16 protein-coding genes are annotated in these 21,142 nt (G+C 67.3%); 6 read left to right on the forward strand and 10 right to left on the reverse strand.

The features are described 5' to 3' along the window. Positions 1-369: 369 nt before the first annotated feature. From NGK62_RS27025 to NGK62_RS27045, 5 genes are read left to right on the forward strand one after another with little or no spacing between them, the layout of a single operon-like run. On the forward strand, positions 370-2,262 hold the full coding sequence (locus NGK62_RS27025) for a calcium-binding protein (RefSeq protein WP_251881435.1): 1,893 nt from the start codon (positions 370-372) through the stop codon (positions 2,260-2,262). Beyond that, entirely contained in the window at positions 2,255-4,078 is a 1,824-nt protein-coding gene (locus NGK62_RS27030) for an HlyD family secretion protein (protein ID WP_251881178.1), read from the forward strand. The genes NGK62_RS27025 and NGK62_RS27030 overlap by 8 nt, the downstream gene beginning before the upstream one ends. Positions 4,079-4,088: 10 nt before the next feature. Continuing rightward, positions 4,089-6,242: an efflux RND transporter periplasmic adaptor subunit gene (locus NGK62_RS27035; RefSeq protein ID WP_251881180.1), complete on the forward strand. Its 2,154-nt coding sequence runs from the start codon at positions 4,089-4,091 to the stop codon at positions 6,240-6,242. A 1-nt stretch (position 6,243) separates the two neighbouring features. After that, positions 6,244-8,226 carry a preprotein translocase subunit SecA gene (locus NGK62_RS27040; RefSeq protein WP_251881182.1) on the forward strand — a complete coding sequence of 661 codons (1,983 nt, stop codon included), beginning with the start codon at positions 6,244-6,246 and terminating at the stop codon, positions 8,224-8,226. Between the two features lies 1 nt (position 8,227). Continuing rightward, positions 8,228-9,040 (forward strand): efflux RND transporter periplasmic adaptor subunit, encoded by an 813-nt coding sequence (locus tag NGK62_RS27045; protein ID WP_118933705.1) that lies wholly within the window; start codon positions 8,228-8,230, stop codon positions 9,038-9,040. Positions 9,041-9,046: 6 nt separating this feature from the next. Here NGK62_RS27045 and NGK62_RS27050 read toward each other — a convergent pair whose 3' ends face one another. The 10 genes from NGK62_RS27050 to NGK62_RS27095 all read right to left on the reverse strand — a co-directional run bounded on the left by NGK62_RS27050 (position 9,047) and on the right by NGK62_RS27095 (position 19,721). Continuing rightward, positions 9,047-11,488 carry a TonB-dependent siderophore receptor gene (locus NGK62_RS27050; RefSeq protein ID WP_118933706.1) on the reverse strand — a complete coding sequence of 814 codons (2,442 nt, stop codon included), beginning with the start codon at positions 11,486-11,488 and terminating at the stop codon, positions 9,047-9,049. Between the two features lie 74 nt (positions 11,489-11,562). Continuing rightward, a complete protein-coding gene (locus NGK62_RS27055; RefSeq protein ID WP_251881184.1) occupies positions 11,563-12,558 on the reverse strand; it encodes a FecR domain-containing protein in 996 nt (331 codons plus the stop codon). 24 nt (positions 12,559-12,582) lie between these two features. Further along, positions 12,583-13,086, reverse strand: a complete 504-nt coding sequence (locus NGK62_RS27060) for a sigma-70 family RNA polymerase sigma factor (RefSeq protein ID WP_251881185.1) — start codon at positions 13,084-13,086, stop codon at positions 12,583-12,585. A 109-nt stretch (positions 13,087-13,195) separates the two neighbouring features. After that, the gene (locus NGK62_RS27065) at positions 13,196-13,846 is read right to left on the reverse strand and encodes an HD domain-containing protein (RefSeq protein WP_251881187.1); all 651 of its coding nucleotides are present in this window, start codon (positions 13,844-13,846) and stop codon (positions 13,196-13,198) included. 90 nt (positions 13,847-13,936) lie between these two features. Next, complete coding sequence (locus NGK62_RS27070; RefSeq protein ID WP_251881189.1) at positions 13,937-15,268, reverse strand: purine-cytosine permease family protein; 1,332 nt, start codon at positions 15,266-15,268, stop codon at positions 13,937-13,939. 135 nt (positions 15,269-15,403) lie between these two features. After that, positions 15,404-16,393, reverse strand: coding sequence for a 5-oxoprolinase subunit C family protein (locus NGK62_RS27075; RefSeq protein ID WP_059379576.1), 990 nt, complete (start codon positions 16,391-16,393; stop codon positions 15,404-15,406). After that, complete coding sequence (locus tag NGK62_RS27080; RefSeq protein ID WP_118933711.1) at positions 16,386-17,258, reverse strand: 5-oxoprolinase subunit B family protein; 873 nt, start codon at positions 17,256-17,258, stop codon at positions 16,386-16,388. The genes NGK62_RS27075 and NGK62_RS27080 overlap by 8 nt, the downstream gene beginning before the upstream one ends. Continuing rightward, complete coding sequence (locus tag NGK62_RS27085) at positions 17,255-18,655, reverse strand: acetyl-CoA carboxylase biotin carboxylase subunit (protein WP_251881191.1); 1,401 nt, start codon at positions 18,653-18,655, stop codon at positions 17,255-17,257. The genes NGK62_RS27080 and NGK62_RS27085 overlap by 4 nt, the downstream gene beginning before the upstream one ends. A gap of 8 nt (positions 18,656-18,663) precedes the next feature. Continuing rightward, positions 18,664-18,906 carry an acetyl-CoA carboxylase gene (locus NGK62_RS27090; protein WP_013395528.1) on the reverse strand — a complete coding sequence of 81 codons (243 nt, stop codon included), beginning with the start codon at positions 18,904-18,906 and terminating at the stop codon, positions 18,664-18,666. A 38-nt stretch (positions 18,907-18,944) separates the two neighbouring features. Continuing rightward, on the reverse strand, positions 18,945-19,721 hold the full coding sequence (locus NGK62_RS27095) for a 5-oxoprolinase subunit PxpA (protein ID WP_251881193.1): 777 nt from the start codon (positions 19,719-19,721) through the stop codon (positions 18,945-18,947). Between the two features lie 262 nt (positions 19,722-19,983). On the opposite strand from NGK62_RS27095, the gene NGK62_RS27100 reads away from it, so the two are divergent. Then, positions 19,984-20,895: a LysR family transcriptional regulator gene (locus NGK62_RS27100; RefSeq protein ID WP_059379572.1), complete on the forward strand. Its 912-nt coding sequence runs from the start codon at positions 19,984-19,986 to the stop codon at positions 20,893-20,895. Positions 20,896-21,142: the final 247 nt, after the last annotated feature.

The following is a 21,142-nucleotide window of genomic DNA, read 5'->3' on the forward strand; positions in this document are numbered from 1 at the left end:
GCAACCATGGACCGCCCGGGCTACGACAGTGCGTTGCACGCGGGTGTGGGCCTGCCGAGCGAGTCGGATGGCGTCCTGGGCGCGCGCGATCAGGGGGCGGTCTCGACGGCGCCCGTCAATGACCGCATTCGGATCTTCGACGACGGCGCCACGGCGGGCAAGACGGGCATGCAGGACCAGGTGGACAACCTGAGCGGACTGGGCCGTCTGTACGGCAACGCGCAGGCGGCCGATTTCGGCCGCATCACCGGGCTGGGCATGACGCCGGGACTGGGCGGCGCGGGCGGCACGGTGTCGCTGTCCGGCCAGGCCGGCACTCAGGTGTACGACCGCGGCGTCATTTTCCATGGCGTGCAGTCGGTCAACACCATGCTGGGCCAGGGCGACGACACCTACACGGTGCGTCACGCCACGGTCGGCACGGTGACGCTGGTGCAGGGCGGCGGCGGCAACAATCTGCTGGTGGCCGAGGGCGGCACGGTGGGCGGCGCCGACCGTCCGGTTCTGCTGTTCGGCTCGACCAGCCAGGACGACTCCTACTACACCGCGCTGCCCGGCCAGCGCCAGGCGGGCCAGGCGCTGCATTTCGGCGCGGCCGGCAACAACGTGCTGGATGCGCGCACGACCACGCAGGGTGTCATCCTGTACGGCGGCGCGGGCAATGACCGCATCCTGGGCGGCCTGGGCAACGACCTGATCGCGGGCGGCGGCGGCAGCAATGTCATCGACGCGGGCCAGGGCAACAACATCGTGTTCGGCAATGCCGGCATGAACATAGACCTGGGCGCGCCGATGGACATGGGCGCCGCGGCGCGGGCGGATCTGCAATCGCTGGCGGCGCTGACCTTGGTGCTGACGCCGCAGCAGGCCGCAGGCCTGGCCGTGGGCGGGTCGGCGGACAGGCTGGCGGCAGGCGGCAACACGATCATGGCAGGCGACGGCAACAACATCGTGTTCGCCAACTTTGGCCGCATCGTGACCGTGGACCCGGTGAACTACCTGCGCGACCGCGGCGACTTCATCGATACGGCGGCGCCGAGCGCCGGTGCGCGCTATCTGGCGGGCGCCGGACTGCGGATGCTGGAGACGATCAACCTGCCGGCGGGCGGGCTGAATACCATCACCGTGGGCGCGGGCCGCAATGCCTTGTTCGGTGGCATGGGCGAGGACGTCATCCGCGCGACGGGCGCAGGCGGCTTCAATCTGATCGCCGGTGACGGCGCGCGGGCGCTGTACACCGCCGCCGGGCGCATCGCCATGTTCGAAACCTCGTACCCGTCGACGGGCGGCCGGGACAGCCTCTACAACAATGGCGAGGGCGTGATGCTGGGCGGGATAGGCGCGGACCAGCTGGAAAGCGGCGCGGGCAACAACGTCATGCTGGGCGACAACGGCCGCGTGGCCTTCGTCAACGACCGCGTCAGCCTGATCGAAACCACCGATATCGCTTTCGGCGGCGACGACATCCTGCTGGCGGGGACCGGCAGCAACTACATGCTGGGCGGCCTGGGCGCCGACAAGTTCCGCGGCGACTTCTCCAAGGATGTGATGGTGGGCGACTTCGCGGCGATCTACATCGACCCGGCGAGCGGCCGAGTCATCAACCTGACCCGCTTCGGCCAGGGCGGCAATACGCCCGACCTGATCACGCGCGCCATGGAGAACCTGTTCTCCTGGAACGGCAACTTTGGCGATTGGCCGCGGCCCGCGTTCGGTGCGCTGGCCGGCTGGGGAGCGGCGGATGGCCAGACGGATGCGCAGGGGCATGCTTTGGCCGCCCGCGTCAGGCTGGGCGTGGCTCGGCCGGACATCGTAATCGAGCGCCACGACGGCGGGCTTTCCGATTATGCTTCTTCGGCCGCGCCGCACCAGGTCTCGATGCGCACGGATCAGACGGTGCAGGACGGGGGCCAAGGCTATGCCGGCGGCGCCCAGGCTGCGTCGCCGACGTCGGCGCCGGTCGAGGATGCTGTGCCGCCGGACGCGGCGCCGGCAGCCGAGGGCGCGGCGCAAGCCGGGCAGCCGGACGCCAGGGCGGATGCGCAAGCGCCGCTGTCCGGTTCATCAGCGGCCGAGCGGGTGGCACTGGCCGCAGGGGTGGGCTTGCTGGGCTTGAGCGGGGCGTTGGGCGCGGCCTCCAAGGGTACGGTCGTGTTCAATTCGAAGACCAACACGTGGGAACCCAAGGCAGCCCGCAAGCGCGGACTGAGCGTGCGCCGCCGGGAACCCGAGCTGACGGAGACTGGAAGCGAGGATGAATGATGCAGTCGTGCCCGCGCAGGTGAAGCGCGCGGACCTGGCCTGGTGGTCGGCGCTGTCGGCCGCCAGCGACCGCCAGTCCTTCCTGGACGCCTGGCTGGCCTTGCAGGCCGGCCAGTTGACGGGTGTGCGTCATGCGGCGCTGATCCTGGGTGAACCGGATGCCGGCCCCTTCGAGGCGGCGTCCCAGTACCCGCCGGGCAGCCGGGCCGGCGCGGCGTTCTATGGCGCAGTCGACGAATCGCTGCAGGGACGGGAGGTCGCGGTGTCGGCCGACGCGCTCGGACTGGTGGTTGCCTATCCCATCGTGCTCGATGGACGCATCCATGGCGTGGCCGCATTCGAGACCGCCATGCAGGCGCCTGAGCCGCTGGTGCAGGCGTTGCGCTGGGGCGCGGGCGTGCTGGAGCTCTGGCTGTTGCAGCGGCAGGAAGCCGACAGCGCGCAGACGGTCGAGCGGCTGATGGTGGTGATCAACAGCGTGGCGCGAGCGCTCAAGGAAGGGCAGCTCAAGGATGTGGCGCTGACGCTGGTCACGGATTTGGCGACCCGCCTGGAGTGCGACCGCGTCAGCATCGGCTTTCGGCAGGACGGCCGCTCCAAGGTGTATGCGCTGTCGCACAGCAGCCGGCTGGTGCAGAACATGAATCTGATGCGCGCCGTGGCCGAGGCCATGGACGAGGCCATCGACCAGAACACCACGCTGTGCCTGCCCCAAGACGAAGCGCGCACCATCCAGCTGCGCGCGCATCAGAAGCTGGCGCGCGAGTTTGGCAACGGCAATGTGCTGACCGTGCCGTTCGCGCCCGAGGACGAGGCGCGCGGCGCCCTGGTGTTCGAACGGCCGGACAAGCAGCCCTTCGATCGGCAAAGCGTCGAGCTATGCCAGAGCGTGGTGCTGCTGGCCGGCCGCGTGCTGTACCAGCGCCTGCGGCAGGAGCGCCCCTTCTGGCGCAAGTGGCGCGATGGCGCGCTGCGCGAAGCGGGCCGTCTGCTGGGGCCGCGCTACATCGGGCGGAAATTGGCCGCGCTGGCGCTGGTGACCGTTGTAGCGCTGGGCGTGTTTGCGCACGGGCCGTACCGCATCAGCGCGACCGCCACCGTGCAGGGCGTGGTGCAGCGCGTGCTGGCGGCCCCGTTCGACGGCTACATCAGCGATGCGACGCGCCGCGCTGGCGACGAGGTGAAGCAGGGCGACGCCCTGGCCGCCCTGGACACGCGCGAAACCGAGCTGGAGCTGCTGCGCGCGGGCAATCTGGAGGTGCAGTATCGCCGCCAGGCCGAAGAAGCCTCGGCGCGCGGCGATAGCGCGGCGGCCGCGATTGCGCAGGCGCAGGCGCGCCAGGCCATGGCGCAGATGCAGTTCCATCGTGAACAGATCCAGCGCTCGACGCTGCGTGCGCCGTTCGATGGCACGATAGTCAGCGGCGACCTGAGCCAACAGTTGGGCGAAGCCGTCAAGCGCGGGCAGGAGCTGTTCAAGCTGTCGCCGCCGGACGGCTACCGGCTGTGGCTCGACGTGGAAGACCGGCTGATCGATGACGTGGCAGTTGGCCAGACGGGGCGGGTGGCTCTTGCCGCCATGCCCGACCGGCAGATTCCTTTCACGGTCACGCGCATCGTGCCGCTGGCCCAGGTGCAGGAGGGCAAGACGGTGTTCCGGCTGGAGGCCAGCCTGGATGAGAAGGCGGCGCCCGCGCTGCGGCCAGGCATGGAAGGCGTGGGCCGCATCGATATCGACGAGCGCCGCTACGCCTGGATCTGGACGCACGGGTTTTTCGATTGGCTCCGCCTGAAATGGTGGGCCTGGTTCGGCTGAAGAGCAGAAGATGTCTGGTACCGCGCTCTATAGCAATTCCTGGCACCGGGTCAGCGCGCTGCGCCCGCGGCTGCGCTCGCACATCCATATCCATCGCCACGTCTACCGGGGGCAGGTCTGGTATGTGATGCAGGACCAGAGCAATGGCGAGTTCCACCGCTATACGCCCGAGGCCAATCTGATGATCAGCCTGATGGACGGGCGCCGCACGGTGCAGGAGATCTGGGAGATCGCCTGCGGCCAGCTGGAGGGCGACGCCATGCCGCAGGACGAGGTCATCCGCCTGATGGCCCAGCTGCACCGGGCCGATGTGCTGACCACCGACCGCGCGCCGGACGTGCGCGACCTGGTCGAGCGCCGCAAGCGCCAGCGCATGCAGAAGATCAAGCAGTACATCGGCAATCCCAGCGCGCTGAAGATGCCGCTGCTGGATCCGGACCGCTGGCTGACGCGGGCGCTGCCGTATTACCGCTGGCTGTTCACCTGGCTGGGCGCCTTGCTCTGGCTGGGCGTGGTGGGCGCGGGCGCGGCGCTGGGCGCCATGCATTGGCAGGCCTTGACCCACAATATCTGGGACCAGGTGTTCTCCACGGGTAATGTGCTGGCGATGGCGCTGGTCTATCCGGTGGTGAAGGCCATCCACGAACTCGGCCACGCCTGCGCCGTGAAGGCGCGCGGCGGCGAGGTGCACGAGATCGGCCTGATGTTCCTGCTGCTGGTGCCCATTCCCTACGTGGATGCCTCGGCGGCCTCGGCCTTTGCCGACAAGCGCTGGCGCATGCTGGCGGGCGGGGCGGGCATCCTGGTCGAGTTGTTCCTGGCAGCCGTGGCGATGATCGTCTGGACCCAGCTGGATCCCGGGCTGGGGCGTTCGCTGGCCTATACCGTCATCGTCCTGTGCGGCGTTTCCACGCTGTTCATGAACGGCAATCCGCTGCTGCGCTATGACGGCTACTACGTCTTGTCGGATGCCATCGAGATACCCAACCTGGGCCAGCGGGCCAACGGCTATCTGGGCTATCTGTTCAAGCGCTATGCGCTGGGCCTGCGCGGCGTGGAAGCGCCGCGCGCGACACCGGGCGAACGCGCGTGGTTCGCGGGCTACGCCGTGCTGTCCTTCTGCTACCGCATGTTCATCATGTTCCTGGCCATCTTCATCATGGCGGGGCAGTTTTTCTTCTTCGGCGTGCTGCTGGCCATGTGGGCGCTGTTCAACACCATCGTCATGCCGCTGTGGCGCCTGGGCCGGCAGTTCTATGCCGACCCGCAGATCCAGGCGCACCGCTTGCGCTCCTATCTGATCTGCGGGCTGTGCGTGCTGGGCGCGGTTGGCCTGGCGGGCGCGCTGCCGCTGCCCTCGTCCACCGATACGGAGGGCGTGGTCTGGGTGCCGCCTTCCGCCCAGGTCAGGGCGCCGGTGGCCGGCTTCGTGCGTGCGCGGCAGGCGGCCGACGATGCGCCGGTGGGGCAGGGCGCGCCGCTGCTGACGCTGGAAAACGACGAGCTGCTGCGCCGCGATGCCATGCTGGCCGCCCAGGTCGACGAGTACCAGGCGCGCTACGTGCAGGCCTATGCGCAGAACCAGGTGCAGGCGGCCATCATGCGTCATCAATGGACCAGCCTGCAGACCGAGCGGCGGGCGATCCAGGAACAGGTCCAGGCGCAGCAGGTGCGCAGCCCGAACGCCGGACGCTACGTGCCAGCGCAGCCGGAGGACATGACGGGCCGCTATGTGCAGCGCGGCGAACTGTTGGGCTATGTGTTGACCGACGCCGAAACCGTGCGCGTGGTGGTGCCGCAATCCAGCCTGGAGCGCATCCACCGCTCGCTCAGGAACGTGCGCGTGCGGCTGGTGCAGGACAGCGGCGAGGAGTTCAAGGCGGTGATCTCGCGCGAGGTGCCGGCCGCTACCGATGAACTGCCCAGCCTGGCGCTCAGCCTGCAGGGCGGGGGCAGCATAGGCGTGGATCCGCGCAAGTCGCAGGAAGGCCGCGCCAAATCCGCGGAGAACCTGTTCGTGATGGACCTGGCGCTGCCCCAGGATGCGCCGCGCGCCTATCTTGGCGCCCGGGTCTACGTGAAGTTCTCGCACGAGCCCAGGCCGCTGGCGTTGCAGGCCTACGACGCGGTGCGGCAGATGGTGCTGCGCCAGTTCCGCCTCTGACATGCGCGCCTTCGACGCTCTCCACCCCGACCCGCTCTATCCTGAAAAGGAGAGCGAGCGCCATGCCAACAAGCTGGAGGCATGGGGCACGGCTGCGCTGCGCTGGCTGAGCCGCAAGCGCCGCCAGCCCCTGTGGCGCACCCGCCGCATCCTGGCGCGGGTGCGGCGCGAAACGCAGGCGCTGGGCGACATAGACCTGGCGGGCGTGCGCCGGCGGGCCGACGAGATCGCGTTCGACCTGCGCGCCAACGGCATCAACCAGGAAAGCGCGGCGCGCGCCTTTGCGCTGATCCGCCAGGCGGGCCGGCTGGCGTTGGGCAAGGCGCATTTCGACGTCCAGCTGCTGGGCGGCTGGGCCATGCTGCAAGGCATGGTGGCAGAGATGAACACGGGCGAAGGCAAGACGCTGACGGCGACCTTGCCGGCCGCCACGGTCGCCATGGCCGGCCTGCCGGTGCATGTCATCACCACCAATGACTATCTGGTCGAGCGCGATGCGCAGATCATGGGGCCCATCTACGAAGCGCTGGGCCTGTCGGTGGCCTGGGTCAGCATGGAAATGGACATACCCGCGCGGCGCAAGGCCTATCAGGCGGACGTGGTGTACTGCTCCAACAAGACCCTGGTGTTCGACTACCTGCGCGACCTGATCGTGCTGGACAGCGACAAGGACGAAGACGCCTTGCGCCTGGAACGGCTGCGGGGGGAGCAGGGCAGGCTATCCCAGCTGTACCTGCGCGGCCTGTGCTATGCGATCGTGGACGAGGCCGACAGCGTGCTGGTCGACGAGGCGCGCACGCCGCTCATCATTTCCGGCGTGCAGGAGGACGACACCGCCGACGTGACGCGCCAGGCCATGGAACTGGCCGCAAGCTTGACGCCCGAACACTACCGCCTGCACCGTGGCGAACGCCGCGCGATCCTGACCGAACTGGGGCGCGAGCATCTGCGCGGATTGTGCGCCGCGCTGCCGGCGCCGTGGAGTATCCCGTTCCGGCGCGAAGAGCTGATGCTCAGCGCCTTGACCGTGCTGCATCTGTACCGGCTGGACGAGCAATACATCATCCGCGACGGCAAGATCATGGTGGTCGATGAGTTCACCGGACGCGTGATGCCGGACCGGTCCTGGGGCCAGGGCCTGCACCAGATGCTGGAACACAAAGAGGGGCTGGAACTGAGCGAACCGCGCGCCACCCTCAAGAGCATCAGCTACCAGCGCTTCTTCAAGCACTATCTGCTGCTGTCCGGCATGACAGGAACGGCCGCGGAAATCCGCGCCGAGCTGGGCCGCGTCTACGACCTGCCGGTGGTCCGCATTCCCACCCATCGCAAGTCGCGGCGGCGACATGCGCCGGATGCCGTGTACCCCACTCTGGAAGAAAAGTGGGCCGCCGTGCGCGACCGCACGCGCGCCCTGCATCGGCAAGGGGTGCCCATCCTGATTGGCACGCGTTCGGTCGCCGCGTCCGAGCAGGTGGCCCAGGTGCTGGCCCAGGCCGGCCTGCCCGCCGTGGTGCTCAATGCCAAGCAGGACGCCGACGAGGCCGATATGATCGCGCGCGCTGGTGAACTGGGCAGCATCATGATCGCCACCAACATGGCTGGCCGGGGTACGGATATCCCCTTGTCGGAGGCCGCGCGCGAGGCCGGCGGCCTGCACGTCATCCTGACCGAGCGGCATGAATCCGCCCGCATCGACCGCCAATTGGAAGGACGCAGCGGCCGCCAGGGCGATCCTGGCCATGTCGAAGCCATCCTGTCGCTGGAAGACTCCGTGCTGGACAGTGTCGCCAGCGGCGTCTGGGCCGCCCTTTCGCGGCTGCTGCGCGCACGGCGCGGGCAGGACTGCAACGGGTTGGCGGCGCGCTGGCTGCGTTTCGCCCAGGCCCGCACCGAACGAAAACTGGCCCGCGAGCGCCGCCAGATGGTGGCCGCGGATGAAGAACTTGAGAATTCCCTGTCCTTCTCGGGGCAGGGCGACTGACATGCAAAGACCCGATCCCATGACGACCCGCCATCGCTTTGTCCGCCCGGCCCTGTTGGCCTGCCTGTTCGCCACTGCCGCAGGCGCGCAGGGGCTGCCGCCCGATGCCCGCCTGCCGGTGCTGGCCGAGCCCGCGCTGTCCGCGCAGGCCGGCAATCTGCATGCGCCCATGGCCTGCCTGATGGAACCGTTCCAGGTGTCCGAATTGGGCAGCGCGTCGGCCGGCGTGCTGAGCAGCGTGCTGGTGCAGCGCGGCGACGTGGTCAAGAAAGGCCAGGTGGTGGCCGAACTGAATACCAGCGTCGACGAGGCCACGCTGGGGCTGCGCCGCGCCGAGGCGGCCTACCTGAGCCGCGTCGTCGACCGCAACACCGATCTGTTCAAGCGCCAGCTGCTGCCTGCGGGGGATTACGACGAAATGACCTCGCGCAGCCGCCAGGCACAGTTACAGGTGGCGCTGCAGCAGGCGATTCTGGCCGAACGCAGCATCAAGAGCCCCTTCGACGGCGTCGTCGCCGAGCGCTATGCAGGTCCGGGCGACCGCGTCAATGACAACAAGATCGTCAAGCTGGCGCAGATCAATCCCTTGCTGGTGAGGGTGGTGGTGCCGGAAGGCCTGTATGGCCAGATCAAGGCCGATGCGCAGGCGCAGGTCAGCGTCAATCAGGCGATCACCGACAAGCCGCTGGAAGCGAAGGTCTGGCGCATCGACCGGGTGATGGACGCCGCCAGCGGCACTTTTACCGTGCTGCTGCGCGTGCCCAACGAGGGCAATGTGATTCCGTCGGGCATCCGCTGCTCGGTGAAGTTCTGAGCCTGCCTACCAGCGATAGCTCACCGTCCCGATCACCCGCCTGGGCTCGCCGTAGAAGCATCCATAGGTGCAATTCCCGATATAGGTCTTGTCCGCCAGGTTGGTGCCATTGAGCGCAAAGCGCCACGGGCCGGTGCTGTAGCTGATCATGGCGTCGAACAGCGTGAAGGCCGGCACTTCGGCGTTGGTCTGGCTGCGCGTGCTGCCCACATAGCGCATGCCGGCGCCCGCCTTCAGACCGGGCAGCCCGAGACTGCCGAAACTGTAGTCGGCCCAAAGCGAGAGCTGGTTGTACGGCACGCCGGGAGTGCGCATGCCTTCCTGTTCGGGTTGCAAGGGGCTGGCTTGCGTGGTGCGGGCGTCGGTATAGGCGTAGGCGGCGATGAGGTTGATGTCGCGGGTGAGAGCCGAACGGACTTCCAGTTCGAAGCCGCGCGAGCGCACCTCGCCAGCCTGTATCGAGTACGTCATCGACGGATCGGAGGGATCGGCGACCAGCACATTCTTGCGGGTTATCTGGTAAACGGCCGCCGACACCATGGTGTGGGAGCCCGGCGGTTGATAGCGCAGGCCGGCTTCGTATTGCTGGCCGGTGGTGGGCTTGAAGCGGCCGCCGCTGCGGTCATTGCCCTCGGTCGGTTCGAAGGACTCGCTGTAGCTCAGGAAGGGGGCGAGGCCGTTGGGGGCGAGGTAGACCAGGCCCGCCCGGCCGGTAAAGGCTTTGTTCTTTTCATTGTCCGCGGTCTTTTCGCCGGTGAAGAAGTTACCCGAGTCGAACCGTACCCAATCCTGCCGTCCGCCCAGCAGCACGACCCAGCGGTCGGCAATCTTCATCTGATCCTGGAGGTATAGGCCCAGCCGCTTGGTGTCGCTTTTCCAGGAGTAGGGGTTTTGCGTCTCGATGCCGCCTATCGGACTGCCATAGACGGGGTTGTAGATATCGATGTTGCCGAGTTCGCGCTGGTAGCGTTCGGATTCGTGGTGGGCGACGGAATAGTCCAGACCGGCAAGAAAGGTGTGTTCCACCGGACCCGTGCGCAACTGGTATTGCAGCGAGGTGTCCGAGACGACGCCTGAAGAGCGGTCCCAACGCGGCGCCGCGCCGCGATAGGCGGTCGTGCGGCCGTCATCCTGCAGTCCGCTGATCCAGACCGAGCGGTATTCGTTGCTGGCATGCATGTAGCGCAGGCTGTTGCGCAGCTTCACCTGGTCGTTGAAGGCATGTTCGAACAAATAGCCGACCGAGTAGCGCTCCAGGTCGAACTTGTCGTAACCGGGTTCGCCGGTAAAGCGTTCGCGGGGAATTCTGCCGTTGGGGTTGGGCAGGATCGTGCCGCTTTCGGGCAGGCCGTAGACATAGCCTGTCCTGTCTTTCTGATAATCGGCGAGCAAGGTCAGGGAAGTGGCTGCGCTGGGCCGCCAGGTCATCGCGGGCGCCAAGTAGGCGCGCCGGTCAGGAATGTGGTCGATGAAGGTGTCCGCATCGCGGCCGAGAAAGGTAAGCCGGTATGACCAGACGCCTTCCTCGTCCAGCGGCCCGCCGAAATCGCCTGATACCTGCTTGCGGTCGAAGCTGCCGGTTTCGACGTTCAGCTCGCGCAGGGCCGCGGCCGGGGGCCGCTTGCTGATGGTGTTGATGATGCCGCCGGGCGCGGCGGCGCCATAGAGCACAGAGGATGCGCCTTTGAGGACTTCGATGCGTTCCAGGCCATAGGGTTCCTGCTGGCCGTTGAAGATATTGACTGTGTACTTGGTGCCGTCGCGGTACTGGTTGCCGTTGCCATCGAGCTGAAAACCCCGGACGATCAAGGTGTCCGAGGTCCGGTCCAGTCCTTCCGAGCGGTTGACCCCGGCGACATAGCCCAGCGCGTCCTGCAGGTTCTGCGGCTTGAGCATTTCGATTTCCTCGGCGCCGACGATGCTGATCGACTGCGGCGTTTCAATCAGGGCGGTGTCCGTCTTGGTGCCGGTGGCGCTGCGCGTGGCGGCATAGCCGTAGAGAGGGCCGGTGGCGGTCTCGTGCGCGCCGACCACCTCGACGGGAGCGAGCTGCTGAGTGCTGCCAGGCCGCAATACATAGCCGCCGCTGGGCCGCACGGCGGCCTCGAAGCCGGTACCCGCCAGCAATGCTTGCAAGCCATCCTGCGCCGTGTAGCGGCCTTGGATTCCCTTGCTCTGGAGGCCGTTGGTCTGCTCGGTCGAGAAAGACAGCATCAGGCCGGACTCACGACCGTAGCGGTTGAGCGCGGCGGTCAACGGACCGGCGGGAATGTCGTAGTACCGTGCTTCCTCCGCGGCCTGCGCATGCGCCATTGGGGCGCACACGGCTAGCGGGACGATGGCGGCGCAACCCCGCAGGCCGCGCGTGGCCATGCTGACCAGGGCGTGCAGGCGCAGGCGGCCGGCCGCTGGAATGGAAGTCGTTGGTTTCGGGCGGTTTAAACCCATATGCAGTTCCCCGGAGCAAGAATGAAGGCAATGTGTGGTCCTACTCTTCTTGCCCCGCGAAAAACGAAAAGGGATCAACCGTTGCGGAATTTTTCTGTAGTCCGGGCCGGACGGGGCCGCAGCGTGACCCAATAGCGCGTGAGGTAGCTCACCGTGACGGGCAGGGTGTCGACGAGCATTTCCAGGACGCGGTCGGTATCGGCGGTGGGATAGGTGCCCGTGACCTTGAGGTGTGCCACCGCATCGTCCCAGGCCAGGCGGCCGGGGCGATAGCGCGCAAGCTCGGCCAGGAATGCCGGCAGAGGCATGTCCTGGGCGACGATGATGCCTTGGGTCCAGGCCAGCGCATCTTCGTTGGCGGAACCCGCCGCGGTAGCAGCATGACGTCCCAGCCAGCCTTGCTGCCCGGCCCGCAGCAGGGCTGGCGCGCCGCTGGCGGGAGCCAGCTCGACGGCGCCCTCGAAGACGGCGACCAGGCTTTCGGCGCTGCTGCGTCCGTCCAGGTCGCGTACGGAAAAACGCGTGCCCAGGGCGCGGATGCTGCCTTGGCCGGTGCGCACGAGGAAGGGGCGAGGCGGGTCCGCCGCGGGATCCGGCGCGGTGGTGATCAGCAGTTCGCCGCTGATGAGGCGCAGCGCGCGTTCCGTCTGCGTGAATTGGATGTCGATGGCGGTGCCGGCATTGAGCGCGACCTGGGTGCCGTCTGGCAGCAGGCGGTTCAAAAGTTCGCCCGCGCCGGTCCGGCTGTCGGCAGTCCAGCGCCGCCAGGCGCGCTGCTCGTCCAGCATCGAGGCCGCGCCGCCCGCGAAGACGGCAAGCGCCAGCGCCTTGACGAGCCTGCGGCGCGCGGGAGAATCGGGAACGGTGAGCGTTGCGCGCGCCAGGGGCGCGGGCACGCCCTGCAGCTTGGCCTGGAAGCCCTCGATATGCTGCCACGCGCGTTCGTGTTCAGGATCCGCTGCGCGCCATTCGCGCCAGCGCCGAAGCGTGTCGCTGGCCACGCTGTCACCTTGCAGTTCGACCAGCCAATGCGCTGCCTGAAGACGGACGCTGGAGGCGATGGGGGGCATCGGGCCGGGTTCCAGGTAATCGGGTTACGCGAAGCAGCAGTGCGCCAAAGCCTTGGCGATGTAGCGTTTGACCGTGGGCACCGACACGCCAAGCTCGACTGCGATCTCGCTTTGGCGCTTGCCATCGATCTGGGATAGCAGAAAAGCTTGTCTCATCAAGCGGGGCAGGGCGTCGAGCAGGCGATCGATCTCGAACAGGGTTTCGAGCAGGATGGCCTGGGTTTCCGGCGAAGGCGTCTGAGGCTCCGGCAGGAGCGCCAGCGCCTCCAGGTAAGCCTGTTCCAGACGCTGGCGCCGACGCAGATTCAGTACCAGCCCATGTGCGATGGTCGTCAGCAGCGCGCGCGGCTCGCGTATTTCGGGCAGGGCATCCTTTGTGAGCAGGCGCACGAACGTGTCATGCGCCAGGTCGGCGGCGCTGCAGGCATCGCCGAGCTTGCGCCGCAGCCAGCCTTTCAGCCAACCGCCATGGTCGATGTACAGGCCTTCGATGTCCTGCTGCGGTAACGCGAATTTATTGGCCGGCACGGCAAGCCCCCCCACCGCGCATCGGGCCTGGATTCGGCCGGCATCAGTGTTTATGAGAATGGTTCTTATTATATAGCATGAACACCGGCCGATCGAAGATAGCGCCGTTTCAGGCCGCCCAATCCGCCACGAAGTCGTCGCGGAACCGCCGTATCCAGTCCAGCCGCGTGGCTGCAAGCACGCGGCCGCCTTCCGTCTGCATGGTTTGCGCAATGCTGGCGAGCTTCAATTCGATGTGATCCAGCGTATAGACGCCATCGTCCAGTTGCCGATGCTCGCCCATGGGGTCGGTGGGGTGCGCCAGCGCCCGCCCCAACTGCCCGCCGACGTGGAACATGCGGGCCAGTCCCACCGGTCCGAGCGCATCCAGGCGGTCGGCATCCTGCACGATGCGGGCCTCGATGGTCCGCGGCGGGATGTTGGCGGAGTAACTGTGGGCCTCGATGGCGTGATGGACGCCTTCGAGCTTGGCTGAGGGATATCCGGCCGCCCGCAGCTCGCGCACGGCCTGGTCAGCCGCCATGGCCGAGGCGCGTGCCCGGTCAGGATGGTTCTTGGGCAGGTTGACCAAGTCATGCAGGTAACTGGCGGCCATGACCACCACGGCGTCGGCCTCGGGGTGGTGCGCCAGCATGCCGGCGGCGGCTTTCCATACGCGTTCCAGATGGCTCAGGTCATGGGCGCCGTCGCCGGTATCCGCGCTCTGGGCGATCTGTATGAGCTGCGGCCGCAATGCCGCCAAATCTACGCGCATGTTCATTTCCTTCCACCTGCCTGGGGATCAGTGGAAAGTGTACACAGGACACTTCGAGCCGGGCCGCGGGTTTTGCCGCGCGGCCCGGGTGCGGCATCAGCCGCCCTGCGCCTGCATCCGTCCCGCAGCCGTGGAGCAGATCCGGTACACCAGCGCCGACACCACGAAGCTGGCCGGCGCGGCCAGCGTCGCCGCGAAGCCGGCCGTATGCATCAGCGCGAGGCCGCAGATCGCGCCCGCGAACCAGCCGGCCAGGCCGGCGCGGTTGAAGGCCGCGCCGCCTTCGTTTGGCGCCGCGGATTCCTGGCCGCCCAGGATGTGGACCAGCGCCACCGCCACCCAGGACACCACGAAGATGCCCTGGTAGGCGAGCGCCTGCAGCAGGTACGAGAACACGTCCAGCAGCATCAGTGCATAGGTCACCGCACCCACGATGACCGCCCACATCGCCTTGGGCCAGCGCATGCCCGGCCAGCGCGCGAAGAACGCCTGCATGTTGATGGTGGCCAGGTAGTAGTTGGCGGTGTTGATGCGGGTCTGCGTGATCCAGACGAACAGCAAGCCGCCCAGGCCCATCAGCTTGAGCAGCGCCAGCACCACCGACACTTCCGACAGCGCGGCGTCGCTGGGAATCGTGCTGACCAGATAGATGCCGGCCACGCCGTTGAGCAGGAAGGTAACCAGGTAGAACGGCATGCCGAAGTTGTAGCGACTATGGTAGGTCTGGTCCTCGCGCTTGCCGAAGCGGGCGTAGTCGAAGGTGAACATCATCAGAACCCACACGCCCATGTAGTACACGAAGGCGTCCCACCAGCCGCCCGGGACGGGCCCTTCGGGCGGGCCGAACGACAGCCAGGCGTCGCTGTAGCCGTATTCCTGCGTCGCCATCACCACGGCCAGCAGCAGGCCCAGCAGATAGAACGGCAGCAGCACGCCGTTGAACTTGTCGAGCCATCTTTGCACGCTGCCGAAGATCAGCAGCACGCTGTAGATGACCACCACCAGCGCCACCAGCCAGTACGGCACGGCCGGATAGAGATGATGCGCCGCGACCGACATCACCGCGCCTTCGAACACCGCGTAGTAGATGGCGGTGGCGAAGAAGATCAGCGTGGCCAGCGCCGCGCCCGAGGTGCCGAAGAGCCGGCGCGAGAACAGCGCCACCGACAGGCCGCTGCGGATCGCATAGCGGCTGATGATGCCGTTGATCAGCCCGTAGCTGATCACCGACAGCACCATGCCGATGATGGCGTTGCGGGCGCCGTATTTCAGCGCCAGCGTGGCGCCGACGACGATGTAGAAGACGGCGCTGCACACGGCCCACCAGGCCATGGTGAGGGCGTAGCGGGGCATGCGGTCGCTGTCGGCGACGGCATGCAGCGAGTTGTCCGTCTCATCGGACGGTTTGCGTGAGGTCATGTTGGCCATGTCGGATCTCCTGGCGGGATCGGATGCTGCGGTTCGACTGCGGAACGGGCGCGCGTCGCCCACCGGCCTTGCCAGTGGGCGAGGCCGGAATACACGAAAACGGGGGAAGGGCGCGGCCTGGCCGCGCCCCGGGTGTCAGCCGCTGAGCGCCTGATGCAGCCGCTCGAAGCGGGCGCGGTAGTCGCGCCTTGCGGCCACCGCCTGCTCCAGCGTCACCCGCTCGAAATGGGCGCTCTGGTTGGGTTGCATCTGGCCGACCTTGTCCAGGTCGGCGCTGATGACCGTGCCTATCATGGCGTAGCCGCCGCCGGACACCGCGTCGCGGTGCAGGATGATGGGCTCCACGCCAGCAGGCACCTGGATGGAGCCGATGGGATAGCAGGCGTCGACGATGTTCGACGGGTCGGCGCCCGCGCCGAACGGCTGTTCGCGGGCGCGAAAGCGCAGCGGGCGGCCCTGCTTGTAGCGGTAGCCGATGCGGTCGGCTTCCGAGGTCACGGTCCAGACGTCTTCATAGAAGGCGGCGGCGGATTCGGGCTCCAGCCGGTGGTCGTACAGGCCCGGCAGCACGCGCAGCGTTTGCGTCTTAGGCGGAGCCTCGGCCAGCGCAGCCGGCAGTTCGCGGCCCACGCGCGTGCGGATGGAGGCCCGGCCCACCGCCAGCCGGTCGCCGGCCTGCAGCTTGCGGCCTTCATGGCCGCCGATGGCGCCCAGCGCATAGGTCGAGCGGCTGCCCAGGACCACAGGCACGTCGATGCCGCCGGCGACCGCGAGGCAGGCGCGGGCGCCGGCCTGCACGAAGTCGAACGACAGCCGGCTGCCGGCCTGCACCGCCAGCGCGACGTTGCAGGCCTGCGCCACGCCGTCGATCTTGGGGATCATGCTGGCGCCCGTCACGGCGATCACGGCGGCGCGGTGGAACATCAATTCGGGGCCGAGCAGCGTGCATTCCAGCACGGCGGCGTCGGCGGCGTTGCCCACCAGCAGGTTGGCGGCCGCCAGCGCGTACTGGTCGAGCGCGCCGGACGGCGGTATGCCCAGGTGGTAGTAGCCCTGGCGGCCCGTGTCCTGCACCGAAGTGGCCAGGCCGGGCTTGATGACTTCGATGATGGGATCGTTAGGCATGGAGCGTCTCCAGCAGTTGGGCGTTGCAGGCATCGGGGGCGCGCTGGAACTCGGCCAGCGAGAACGACACGGGCCGGATGCGCAGCGCGAAGCTGCCAGCCTCGACCTGCGCCGCGGCCTGGTCGTACTCGTCGCGGGTGATGGGCTTGAACTTCACGATGTCGCCCGGGCGGAAGAACACCATGGAGTCGCGCAGATGCGCCTGGCGCTGGGCCGGCTCGAAGATCGGCGCGGGCGTGACGCCGAACATCTGGTAGCCGCCCGCGCCGCGCACCGAGTAGATGCAGCCGAAGCAGCCGCCGTGTCCCACCGTGTGCTTGGGCGTGTCGGTGCGGGGGCGCAGGTACTTCGGAACTTGCAGCTGGCGCTCGCGCTCCACCATCTGGTACATGAAGGGCAGCCCGGCCACGAAGCCCACCATGGACACGAACCAGGGCGAGCCGGAATGGGCGTCGATGAAGCCCTGCACCGAGTCGTGGCCGTTGATGCGGGCCGCGTATTCCAGATCGGTGGACGCCGGATCCTGATGCCTTTCGCGAAACCGCATCAGGGTCTCGTGGGTCCAGGGATCGTTGTAATACACCGGCACTTCGATGATGCGGGTCGCCAGCGTCAGGTTGGCCAGGTCCATGCCCGCCTCCAGTTCGCGCAGCAAGGCCAGCAGGGCGTCCGGTGCGATGCGGTCGGGGTCGTACCGCACCTGGTAGGACGCATTGGCCGGGCAGATCTCGGTCACGCCGTCGACCGCGCGTTCGCGCAGCGCCCGCGTGATCGCCATGCCCTTGAAAAAGGATTCCAGCGACATGTCCTCGCTGATCTCGACGAAGATGAACTCGTCGCCGCCGTGGGTGTAGCGCAAGCTCATTGGTTGTCCTCCCGGTCCCTTTGCATCCAGGCCTCAAGATAATTGGTGTGGTAGCGGCCCGCCAGCACGTCCGCATCCTCCAGTAGCTCGCGGTGCAGCGCCAGCGTCGAATGCACGCCGGCGAGTTCGACTTCTTCGAGCGCGCGCGCCATGCGCGCCAGCGCCGCCGCGCGGTCCTCGTCCCAGACAATCAGCTTGGCCAGCAGCGAATCATAGTAGGGCGGTACGGCGCAGCCCGGATACAGCATCGAGTCCACGCGCACGCCGGGGCCGCCGGGCCAGCGCACGTGTTCGACCCGGCCCGGGCTGGGCGCGAAGTTGCGCGTGGGGTCTTCGGCGTTGATGCGGCATTCGATCGCCGCGCCGCGGATGGCGATGTCCTGCTGGCGCCAGCGCAGCGGCTCGCCGTCGGCGATGCGCAGCATTTCGCGCACCAGGTCCACGCCCGTGATGGCTTCGGTGATGGGGTGCTCGACCTGGATGCGGGTATTCATCTCGATGAAATAGAACTCGCCCGCGCCGCGGCTGTCGTCATACAGATACTCCAGCGTGCCTGCGCCACGGTATCCGACCGAGCGCGCCAGTTGCGCCGCCGATTCGCACAGTTTCTGCCGGGTGGCGGGGGCCAGGGCGGGTGAGGGCGCTTCTTCCAGCACCTTCTGCCGGCGCCGTTGCAGGGAGCATTCGCGTTCGTACAGGTGGACGGCGTTGCTGCCGTCGCCCAGGACCTGAACTTCGATGTGGCGGGCGCGCGGCAGATAGCGTTCCAGGTACACGCCGGCTTCGCCGAAGGCCGCCTGTGCCTCGGCCTGGGCCTGCGGCATCTGCGCGCGCAGTTCGGCTTCGTCGCGCACCACGCGGATGCCGCGTCCGCCGCCGCCCGCGGCCGCCTTGATCATGAGCGGGTAGCCGATGACGGCGGCATGGGTCAGGGCTTCATCCAGCGACGACAGCACGCCCTCGCTGCCCGGTACCGTCGGCACGCCGGCCTTCTGGGCGCAGGCGCGCGCTGCAGCCTTGTCGCCCATCGTGCGGATGGTGGCGGCATCGGGCCCGACGAAGATCAGGCCGGCGTCGCTCACGGCCTGCGCGAATGCCGCGTTTTCCGACAGGAAGCCGTAGCCGGGATGTACTGCCTGGGCGCCGGTGCTGCGGGCGGCGTCCAGCAGCGCTTCGGTATTCAGATAGCTGCGCGTCGCGTGCGAGGGGCCGATGAGTACCGCCTCGTCGGCCATGCGCGTGGCCAACGCGTCGCGGTCCGCCTCGCTGTACACGGCGACGGTGCGCATGCCCAGTTCGCGGGCGGCGCGGATGATGCGCAAGGCGATTTCGCCGCGGTTGGCGACCAGCACCTTGTGGATGCGGCGCGGCCGGTAGGGGAGATTGATATCGGACATGGCGCGGCCTATCCCTCGATGCGCAGCAGGGGCTGCCCGGCTTCCACCGGTTCGCCGTCTTCGACGAGGATTTCCGCCACCACGCCGCCGGTGGGCGTTTCGATCTGGTTGAACTGCTTCATGACTTCGACGATGCCGATCACGGCGCCGGCGGCGACCGTGGCGCCAGGCTCCACGAAGGGGGCCGCGTCGGGGCTGGGGCGGCGATAGAAGGTTCCGGGCAGGGGGCTGGGAATATCGTGCAACGGCATGGGTTTCTCCTTGGAATGTTGTTTGGGCGGCAGGCGGTTCAGGGGCCGGTCACGCTGGGCGGCGCGATCCGGATGCCGTGGGTTTCCAGCTTCTCGCGGGTGGCGCGCACCAGGGACAGGGCGCCGGGCGTGTCGCTGTGTATGCAGACAGAATCGAAGTCGATGGCGATGTCCTTGCCTTCGACCGTGCGCACACGTCCCTCGGTGCAGGCGCGCAGCACCTTTTCGGCGACCTGGGCGGGGTCCAGCGGCTGGGTGTAGCGGGTGAAGACGATGGAGCCGCTGGCGTCGTAGTCGCGGTCGGCGTAGAACTCGCGCACCACGGGCTGGTTCAGTTCGCGCGCCAGGCGGTAGGTGACCGAGCTTTCCATGCAGTACAGCGCCAGCGTGGGCTCCAGTTCCTGCAGCGTTTCGATCAGGCGGCGCGACAGGGCTTCGTCGCGGGCGGCCTGCATGTACAGCGCGCCATGCGGTTTGACGTGTTGCAGGCGCAGTCCGTGCAGCCGGGCGAATTCGCGCAGCGCGCCCAGCTGATAGACGATGTCGTGCACCAGCGCTTCGGCGCTTTCGCGCATGTCGCGCCGGCCGAAGCCGACCAGGTCGCGAAAACCGGGATGGGCGCCGATGCAGACGCCGTGTTCGCGGGCCTGCAGCACCGTGCGGTTCATGATCCGCGGGTCGCCGGCATGGAAGCCCGTGGCGATGTTGGCCGAACTGATCAAGGGCATGATCGCTTCGTCCACGCCGTCCCCGATGGTCCATGGGCCAAATCCTTCCCCCATGTCCGAGTTGAGGTCGATGCTGCGCTTGCTCATTGCGGGAGGCTCCTTCTTGTCGCTCGCCGCATCCGGCGCGGCGTGTGACGTGAACATTAGCCAAGCATCAAGGGGATAAAAAGATCTTTTTATTGATCTATGGATATCTGTTTTTTAGATAAGCGTCCGTCCCGTTGGTGGCCGCGTTTCGAAGATTTCTCTATGAAAAATAAGGGATACCCCTGATGGGACGGATGGGAATGCACAAAGAATATGCAGATATCCTGAGGGAAAGATATCGATTAAACAGATAAGGCTAGACATGTCGATTACCCTACGCCAGCTCAAATACTTCATCGCCGCGGCCGAACTGGGCCAGATTTCGCAGGCGGCGATCCAGCTGGCGATATCCCAGTCGGCCATCACCAGCGCCATCCGCGAACTGGAGGAAACGGTGGGCACGGCGCTGTTCCTGCGCGGCGCGCACGGCGTGACGCTGACCCACAGCGGCCGCACCTTCCTGAACCACGCCTACAACATCCTGTCCTCGGTCGACGAAGCCCTGCGCATGCCGGCGGCGGCGGAAGAGGTCTCGGGCCGCCTGCTGCTGGCGGCGTCCTATACGGTGATCGGCTACTTCCTGCCGTATCACCTGCAGCGGCTGTCGCAGCTGTATCCCCGTTTGGACATCCAGCTGCACGAACTGAACCGCAGCGCCATCGAGGAAGGCCTGATCGCGAACCGCTATGACATGGCGGTGCTGTTGACCTCCAACGTCGCCAACCCGGATCTGGCGGTGGAGCATTTCTTCGGCTCGCCGCGACGCCTGTGGCTGCCGGCCAGGCATCCCTTGCTGGCGGCGGACGCCGTGACCCTGGAGGACGTTTCGCGCGAACCCTTCATCATGCTGACCGTGGACGAGGCGGCCTACACCGCCTTGCGTTACTGGAACGAAACCCCCTTCAAGCCCGACGTGAGGCTGCGCACCTCATCCGTCGAGGCGGTGCGCAGCATGGTGGCCAACGGCAGCGGCGTGGCCCTGCTGTCGGACATGGTCTACCGGCCCTGGTCGCTGGAAGGCCGGCGCATAGAAACGGTCCAGCTCAAGGACCCGATTCCGCCGATGAACGTGGGGCTGGCCTGGCGCCGGGGCGCGGAAGTATCGCCCGCCATGCAGGCGGTGCGGGACTATTTCCGGCATGCGTACATGGCGCAGCGGGGCGGGGCGGGCTGAGCCCACGCCAACGGTTCGAACCATCTTCCAAATCGATCCGCCAGGCCGCCGGCGCCTCGCGGCAGGGGCTGCGCATGCCTGCGCGACTCCGTGAAATCCCTCATGCGGACAGGCCGTAAAACGATTGCCGTTTGAATATTCACTGATGTATATATCAATGTATGCATTGATGTGAACAGAAGTCGGGCCTGCCCGTGCCGCTTCTTGCCTTCCCGAGTTGGTTCCCGCCCATTCAGAGAGAAGAAGG

The organism is Achromobacter sp. Marseille-Q4954 (assembly GCF_943737025.1).
GTDB lineage: Bacteria > Pseudomonadota > Gammaproteobacteria > Burkholderiales > Burkholderiaceae_B > Achromobacter > Achromobacter bronchisepticus_A.

Coding starts and splice junctions, on each gene's coding strand:
- NGK62_RS27025 (WP_251881435.1), top strand. CDS start 370: ATGCTGGGCCAGGGCGACGACACCTACACGGTGCGTCACGCCACGGTC.
- NGK62_RS27030 (WP_251881178.1), top strand. CDS start 2,255: ATGAATGATGCAGTCGTGCCCGCGCAGGTGAAGCGCGCGGACCTGGCC.
- NGK62_RS27035 (WP_251881180.1), top strand. CDS start 4,089: ATGTCTGGTACCGCGCTCTATAGCAATTCCTGGCACCGGGTCAGCGCG.
- NGK62_RS27040 (WP_251881182.1), top strand. CDS start 6,244: ATGCGCGCCTTCGACGCTCTCCACCCCGACCCGCTCTATCCTGAAAAG.
- NGK62_RS27045 (WP_118933705.1), top strand. CDS start 8,228: ATGCAAAGACCCGATCCCATGACGACCCGCCATCGCTTTGTCCGCCCG.
- NGK62_RS27050 (WP_118933706.1), bottom strand. CDS start 11,488: ATGGGTTTAAACCGCCCGAAACCAACGACTTCCATTCCAGCGGCCGGC.
- NGK62_RS27055 (WP_251881184.1), bottom strand. CDS start 12,558: ATGCCCCCCATCGCCTCCAGCGTCCGTCTTCAGGCAGCGCATTGGCTG.
- NGK62_RS27065 (WP_251881187.1), bottom strand. CDS start 13,846: ATGAACATGCGCGTAGATTTGGCGGCATTGCGGCCGCAGCTCATACAG.
- NGK62_RS27070 (WP_251881189.1), bottom strand. CDS start 15,268: ATGGCCAACATGACCTCACGCAAACCGTCCGATGAGACGGACAACTCG.
- NGK62_RS27075 (WP_059379576.1), bottom strand. CDS start 16,393: ATGCCTAACGATCCCATCATCGAAGTCATCAAGCCCGGCCTGGCCACT.
- NGK62_RS27080 (WP_118933711.1), bottom strand. CDS start 17,258: ATGAGCTTGCGCTACACCCACGGCGGCGACGAGTTCATCTTCGTCGAG.
- NGK62_RS27085 (WP_251881191.1), bottom strand. CDS start 18,655: ATGTCCGATATCAATCTCCCCTACCGGCCGCGCCGCATCCACAAGGTG.
- NGK62_RS27090 (WP_013395528.1), bottom strand. CDS start 18,906: ATGCCGTTGCACGATATTCCCAGCCCCCTGCCCGGAACCTTCTATCGC.
- NGK62_RS27095 (WP_251881193.1), bottom strand. CDS start 19,721: ATGAGCAAGCGCAGCATCGACCTCAACTCGGACATGGGGGAAGGATTT.
- NGK62_RS27100 (WP_059379572.1), top strand. CDS start 19,984: ATGTCGATTACCCTACGCCAGCTCAAATACTTCATCGCCGCGGCCGAA.